Annotated in this window: 6 protein-coding genes; 4 read left to right on the top strand and 2 right to left on the bottom strand. The window is 67.2% G+C overall.

The window, feature by feature from the left end; genetic code table 11:
• The 4 genes from C5E41_RS32540 to C5E41_RS32555 all read left to right on the top strand — a co-directional run.
• On the top strand, positions 1-137 hold a 137-nt coding region (locus C5E41_RS32540; protein WP_258081413.1), incomplete at its 5' end, for an acyl-CoA dehydrogenase family protein.
• Between the two features lie 30 nt (positions 138-167).
• Entirely contained in the window at positions 168-923 is a 756-nt protein-coding gene (locus C5E41_RS32545; RefSeq protein ID WP_104379502.1) for a GntR family transcriptional regulator, read from the top strand.
• Positions 924-1,054: 131 nt separating this feature from the next.
• Positions 1,055-3,796: a branched-chain amino acid ABC transporter permease/ATP-binding protein gene (locus C5E41_RS32550; RefSeq protein ID WP_104379503.1), complete on the top strand. Its 2,742-nt coding sequence runs from the start codon at positions 1,055-1,057 to the stop codon at positions 3,794-3,796.
• Positions 3,796-4,533: an ABC transporter ATP-binding protein gene (locus tag C5E41_RS32555; protein WP_104379504.1), complete on the top strand. Its 738-nt coding sequence runs from the start codon at positions 3,796-3,798 to the stop codon at positions 4,531-4,533. Before C5E41_RS32550 ends, C5E41_RS32555 begins: the two co-directional genes overlap by 1 nt.
• 83 nt (positions 4,534-4,616) lie before the next feature.
• Here the strand turns inward: C5E41_RS32555 and C5E41_RS32560 are convergent, their stop codons facing one another.
• A complete protein-coding gene (locus C5E41_RS32560) occupies positions 4,617-5,831 on the bottom strand; it encodes an ABC transporter substrate-binding protein (RefSeq protein ID WP_104379505.1) in 1,215 nt (404 codons plus the stop codon).
• A 219-nt stretch (positions 5,832-6,050) separates the two neighbouring features.
• A partial coding sequence (locus tag C5E41_RS32565; protein WP_219823311.1) for a ferredoxin occupies positions 6,051-7,312 on the bottom strand: 1,262 nt, incomplete at its 5' end.

Below are 7,312 nucleotides of genomic sequence, written 5' to 3' on the forward strand. Positions count from 1 at the left end.
GCGGATACGGGTACTCGACCGAATACGACGCCGAGCGCTACTTCCGCGACGCCCCGCTGATGATCGTCGGCGAGGGCACCAACGAGATCCAGCGCAATGTCATCGCCGGTCAGCTCGTCGCGCGCGGTGGTATCTGAGCAGCCGACGGTCCGTAGGATCTGTTTCCCATGAGGCTGGACAGGGCGGAGTCGGAACCGGCGTACCGGGCGGTGGCGCGCAGTGTGCGCGCGGAGATCGCGGCCGGCCGCTACGCCGGTGGAGTGGCGCTGCCGACCGAAATGGAACTGGCACAGCGACATCGGGTCAGCCGCCACACCGTGCGCCGCGCGTTCCAGGATCTGGTCGCGGCGGGGGAGGTGTACCGGGTGGCCGGGCGCGGCACCTTCGCCACCGGCGCCGAACAGCGGTATCTGCGGCAGTTCGGATCGATCGAAGACCTCATGCAACTGTCGTCGGATACCACCATGCAGGTGCGCTCGGGGCTGCGCCGCCGGGTCGACATCGAGGCGGCCAGCCGGCTCCGGCTCGACACCGACGTGGTGTACACGGTCGTCTTCGTTCGTCTGCACGACGGGGTGCCGTTCGTGTGCACGACCGTGCATCTGCCCGAGCGGATCGCCCGCTCGGTCGCCGAGGCTCCCGAGCTGGCCGACGGGGCGTCGAGTCCCTACACCGTGATCGGACTGCTGGAACCGCACCTCGACAGTCCGATCGTCGAGGCCGCGCAATCGATCACCGTGGCCGCGGCCACCCCGGCCACGGCCGCCGAACTCGGCTGCGCCCCCGGTCATCCGATGTTGCGCGTGGACCGGCTGTATTCCGATGCCGACGGCGCGGCGGTGGAATTGTCGGTCAGCCAGTTCCTGCCCGAGCATTACACCTACCGCGTGACACTGCGGCGATCGGGCACCTCCTCGGCCTGACCGCAGCGCCGCCCAAATATAGCTCAAAACGATCAATCATCTACCTATTAGGTGATACCGTGACCTGCAGCCGGGGAAGCACAAAGCACCACCCGCGCCGGCTCGACAGTGCCCCGGAGGATCGTTCTGGAATGACTCAACATTTGGTGTTTCTGCTGCTCGGTCTTGGCAACGGCGCGGTATTCGGGGCCTTGGCCCTCGCCGTTGTGCTGACCTACCGCAGCTCGGGTGTGGTGAACTTCGCCTCCGGTGCGATAGCGCTCTACACGGCCTATATCTACGCGCACCTGCGCGAGGGCAAGTTCCTGCTGCTGGTGCCGGGGCTGCCGACCTCGATCGAATTCGGCGACGGGCTGGCGATGTGGCCGGCACTGCTGCTGTCGGTCGTGGTCGCCGCGGTACTGGGTGCGGTGCTGTACGTCCTGATCTTCCGGCCGCTGCGGTCCGCGCCCGCGGTCGCGCGCGCGGTCGCCGCACTCGGGGTGTCACTGGTACCCGCCGGCCTGGTGGCCGTCGAACTCGGCACCGATCCGATCAATGTCGACCCGATATTCCCGGCGACCGTCTGGCGGCACGGCGACCTGCGGGTCTCGGCGGATCGGGTGTATTTCGCGGTGGCGATCCTGGTCGTCGCGATCGCGCTGTCGCTGATCTTCAAGTACACGAAGTTCGGCCTGGCCACTCGCGCATGCGCCGAGACCGAGCGCGGCGCCTACGTCAGCGGCATCTCGCCCGATCGCGTCGCGGTCTACAACTGGATGCTCAGCTCGGCCGTGGCGGGGCTCTCGGGCATCCTGATCGCCCCGATCGTGCCGTTGGTGCCCGTCGCCTACACGCTGTTCATCGTGCCGGCGCTGGCCGCGGCCGTCGTGGCCCGCTTCGAATACGTCGTGGTGGCGGTGATCGCCGGACTGGCGGTCGGCGCTCTGCAATCGGAGGCGCAGTATCTGGCCTCCAAACATTCCGCGCTGCCCTCGAGCGGACTTCCGGAGTTGGTGCCGCTGGTATTGATTCTGGTCGTACTCCTGATCAGATCGCGGCCGCTCCCGGCCCGGGGGGCGATCATTCTGCGAAGTCTGGGCAAAGCGCCGCGGCCGCGGCGCATTCTGCCGGCCACCGTGCTGATGGTGGTGATTGCCGCGGTGGCGCTGGTGGTCCTGCACGATCGCTACCGCACCGGCCTGATCATCAGCCTGATCATGGCGGTCATCGCGTTGTCGACCGTGGTCGTCACCGGCTATGCGGGCCAGGTGTCGCTGGCGCAGTTGACGATCGCCGGTGTCGCCGGATTCATTCTCGGGCCGATCAGCACCTCGTGGCACATTCCGTTCCCCTTCGCGCCCTTATGCGCGGCGCTGGCCGCCACCGTGCTCGGCGTGCTCGTCGGCCTGCCCGCGCTGCGCATCCGCGGACTCACCGTAGCGGTGGCGACACTGGCCATGGCCTACGCCGTGGAAGCCCTCTGGTTCCGGAATGTGGATCTGGTCGGCTCGTCCGGTGTCGCGATCCGCTCCCCCTCGCTGTTCGGCTGGGATCTGGGAATCGGTTCCGGGCACGAATATCCGCGGTTGAGTTTCGCGTTCCTGTGCCTGTTCGTCCTGGTGGTGGTCGCGCTGGGCGTGACATATCTGCGCCGGAGTGCGCTGGGATCGCAGATGCTGGCCGTTCGGGCGAACGAACGCGCCGCCGCGGCCGCGGGGGTCAGCGTGGTGCGCGTCAAGATCATCGCCTTCGCCATCGCGGCGTTCATCGCCGGAATCGGCGGAGCGATGCTCGCCTATCAGGAGCAGACGGTCACCTTCGACGCGTTCTCGGCGTTGAACAGTCTGGTGCTGTTCGGCACGGTGTACCTGGCGGGGACGACCTCGGTCTCCGGTGGCCTGCTCGCGGGCGTGCTGGCGGCGAACGGCTTGGTCTACATCTTCGTCGACGAAGTGTTCTCCGCGCACGGCTGGTATCCGGTGGTGGCGAGCATCCTGCTGATATTCACCGTCATCCTCAATCCGGACGGAATCGTCGGGCCCTTCCACACGCTCGTGGCCCGCGGACGGGGCGGGGCGGGCACCGAGAAGGTGGGTGGTGCGGTCGGTGCGGTGCCGCTGCGCGCGGCCGCGCCGGTCCCGGTGATCGATCCCGGCGCGCCCACGGCCCTGGAATTGCGCGATGTGTCGGTGCACTACGGCGGCGTGGTCGCGATCGACGACATCTCCTTGTCGATTCCCCGCGGGTCGATCGTGGGGCTGATCGGCCCCAACGGCGCCGGCAAGACCACGTTGATCGATGCGATCAGCGGATTCGCCGATCACCGGGGTGCGGTATTGCTGGGCGAGGAGAATATCGACGCGCTACCGCCGCACAAGCGCATCCGTGCCGGATTGGGCCGGACCTTCCAAGCCGTCGAACTGTACGACGATCTGGATGTACAGGAGAATGTACGCGTCGGATTGACCGCGGGCCGGCGCCGTGGCGGCGGTGAGGATCAGAAGCTTAGCCGCGTGCTCGATCTGCTCGGCCTGTCCGAGGTGCGCGCCCGCCAGGCGGGTGAGCTCTCCCAGGGGCAGCGCCAGTTGGTGTCGATCGCGCGAGCGCTGGTCGGATCGCCGGATGTGCTGCTGCTCGACGAACCGGCCGGCGGTCTGGACACCAATGAGAGCCAGTGGCTCGGCGATCGTCTTCGCGATGTCCGCGACAGCGGGGTCACCATCGTGATGGTCGACCACGACATGGGATTGGTGCTAGGACTCTGCGACCTCATTCATGTCCTCGACTTCGGAAAGGTCATCGCCTCGGGCGCGGCCGAGGACATCCGCACCGATCGCGTCGTCGCACAAGCCTATCTGGGCAGCGCACACACCAGTGGATTGGCGATCTGATGACTGAAACCATTTCTGCCACACCGGCATTCGAATGCAGCGGCCTGGTCGCCGGACACGGCTCGGTTGCCGTGGTCCGCGATATCGCACTGCGCCTGGACGCCGGGACGGTGCTTGCTGTCCTCGGCCCGAACGGCGCCGGCAAGACCACGATGATGGAGACGATGGCCGGTCTGCTGCCGCGCCTGGGCGGGGAGGTCTGCGTCGGTGGCACGGTGCTGCCCAGCGGTAAGCCCGCCGCGGCCAACCGGGCCGGACTGGCTCTTGTACCGGACTGCCGGGACCTGTTCACGACCCTCACGGTGGCACAGAATCTGCATCTCGCGCACCGGCGCGGCGGACCCGGTGTCGAGGCGTGCCTGGAGATTTTCCCGGCCTTGGCGAAACGGCTGAATGTGGCCGCGGGCGCGCTGTCGGGCGGCGAGCAGCAGATGCTCGCGGTGGCCCGGGCGCTGGCGCAGAATCCCGCGGTGCTGCTGATCGATGAGATGAGCATGGGATTGGCGCCGGTGATCGTCGAGAATCTGCTCCCTGTGGTGCGCCGGGTCGCCGAGGAAACCTCGGCGGTGGTGATTCTGGTGGAGCAGCATGTGCGGCTGGCGCTGGAGGTTGCCGACGAGGCGATCGTGCTCGTGCACGGCGATGTCCGACTGCGGGGCACCGCGGCGGAGTTCATCGCCGATCCCGACCGGATCGAGGCCGCCTATCTCGGCGAGATCGGGACGGCACCGGCGTAAGCGCCGCTGAAAAGACTGTCGATCGAAAAGACTTCGGCCGCCTCCGAATCCGGAGGCGGCCGAAGTCGTGTTCGGGATTGCGGTCAGCGGCCGGGCATCGAATAGAGCTTGGCGTCCGCGGCGACGCGGCGGTAGTTCGACAGGGCACCGGCCTTGTCGGCGGTCGCCATGATTCCGTCGGTGCTGCAGATATTCGGCGACAGTGCGATCTGCTTACCGTCGCACTGGAACATGATGCCGCCCGAGAGAGGGTACTCCGTCGCCGGCGCCGACTGCAGGGTGCTGGTAACCGTTGCCGGAGTCACCTCCGAAATCTTGGCGGCGTTGAGTGCGTCGACCAGGCCCAGCACCGGCGAGTAGCCGAAGGCTGCGGTGGAGCCGAACTTCGCGCCGTTACCGTATTTGCCCAGGACGCTCGCGAAGAGTTTGCCATCGGGCCGGTCCTTGCTGAGATCGGTGGTGGTGACCACGTTGATGTCCTGATATCCACCGGGGATGGCGCTCGCGCCTCCCGGCGTGATGCAGCGGTCGATGACGGTGGTCTTCACGCTCGGGCCGACCGTCTTGATCGCCTTGAGCGCGCTGGTGCAGAAGGTGTCGTTGCCGACGACGGTGTAGAGGTCGGGGTGTTCGCCATCGGCGGCGGCGATCTGCGGGGTCATATCGGCGGTACCCGGGGGCACCGCGGTCACGTTCAGGCCCACCCCCGCGTTGCCGTAGAGCAGCGCGCCGATCTGGCGGGCGGGTCCCTCTGCGGCCGGCACGCCGATGACGACGAGGTCGGCCTTCTTCAGGCCGTCGCTCTTGGCCTGTGCGGCGGGCGTCCCGAAATAAGACAGCCCGTTCAACAGCATGAAGACCCCCGGCGTCTGCAACGCCGCCTGGGTGCTTGCGGTGTGGGTGACCAACGGGATCTTGGCGGCGGCCAACGGCGCTATCGTCGCATCGATCTGGCCTTCGACACCTTCCACCACGGCCGCCACGTTGGCCGAGACCATCTGATTCGCACAGTCGGTCGCGGGTGCGGGCTGGCCGAGGCTCTCGCACACCTTGAGCGTGATCGGATGGCCGCCGAGACCGCCGAGGTAGTCGTTGGCGTAGGCCACCGCCGCCTGGGCCCCCTTGATCTCGTCGGTGTTGTCGATAGCCGGCGATTTTCCTTCGCTGATGAAGCCGATGGTGACCGGCGTGCCGGTGGCCTTGTTCGGTGAGCCTGCGATCGGCTCCGCCGAGGGTGTCGAATTCGACGTAGACGACGAGCTACACGCGGTAGCTACCGCGAGAGCAGCGGCAATCATGAGTGGCGCTGCGATGCGCCCGGGGGTCCGTGGAAAGTGCACTTCAATCTCCAATCGTGATCCTGGTGAGGCCGTGCAGCCGGGCGGGTGGACAGATTGGGCACGGGCGTGTCTCGGCCAGGGAATACGATGCTATCCGATAGATGATTGAACTGATCGCGCTTTCGCGCCGGATGTGCAAAATAGTTGAATAATTTGGTTCGAATAAGTTTGTGCTGGTCAACGCCCGTGCGATGCGGCCAGCATCTCGGCCACCGAGACGAATTTGACCCGGGGCCGGCCCTGCTGTTTGCCGCGTTCGCGCTCGGCGGCGTCGATGGCGCGCCAGCCGCTGCCGTCGACGAGCTCGGGGCGGCGCCGGGCCAGCAGTGCGTGCAGGGCCTGCCGGTCGTGGCGGGGTGCGGGCAGTTTGCCGGCGGCGAAGTCCTCGAGCAGGCCGGCCACCGTCTCCTGGGCGCACGCCTTGTTCGTGCCGATCACGCCGCGCGGGCCGCGTTTGATCCAGCCGGTCACATAGACTCCGGTCGCGGGGGTGCCCTCGGCGGTGACCACCCGGCCCTGTTCGTTCGGCACGATATGCCGGGACTCGTCGAAGGGCAGGTCGGGTACGACCTGCCCGCGGTAGCCGACCGAGCGCAGGACGAGCGTGGTCGCGATCGTCTCGGTGCAGTCGGTCGGCCGGGGGGTGAGCCCGCCGCCGGATTCGGTCAGTTCGTTGCGTACGATCGTGAGGCCGTCGACCCGGTCGGTCCCGAGTACCTCCACCGGTGACGCCAGATACCGGAAGACGATCCGTCTGTGTCGGGGGTCCTGTGCCCGCCGCGAATACTCTCGTGCCAGCTCGACCTTGAACAGGGTCGAGGGTTCGGCTCCGGGATCGTCGAGTACGGCCTGGCTGGCCGGGTCGAGCTCGAGCTCGGACTCGTCGACGATCACATCGACGCCCGGCAATCGTTGCAGGGCAAGGAATTCCGGTGAGGTATAGGCTGCCTGGACCGGTCCGCGCCGACCCAGCAGCACCACCTCGCGGATCTTGCTCTCGCGCAGGGCCGCCAGGGCGTGATCGGCGATATCGGTGCGGGCGAGTTCATCGGGGTCGAGTGTGAGCACACGCGCGATATCGAGTGCCACATTGCCGTTCCCGACGATGACGGCGCGCTCGCCCGACAGGTCGTAGACGCGGTCCGCGTAGTCGGGGTGGCCGTTGTACCAGGCCACGAACTCGCCGGCGGAATGGCTGCCGGGTAGCGATTCGCCGGGGATGCCGAGACTGCGGTCGGCCGCCGCGCCCACCGCGTAGATCACCGCATGGTGGTGGTCCATCAACTCCGAATGTGAAATATGTTCGCCCACTTCGACATTGAGTAGATAGCGGAAGTTGGCGTGCCGGGCCGTGGCCTCGAACATCGTGGTGATCGTCTTCGTGCCCGTATGGTCGGGGGCTACGCCGGCTCGCACGAGACCGTGTGGCACAGGCAGCC

Source organism: Nocardia nova (genome assembly GCF_002933465.1).
Taxonomy (GTDB): domain Bacteria; phylum Actinomycetota; class Actinomycetes; order Mycobacteriales; family Mycobacteriaceae; genus Nocardia; species Nocardia nova_B.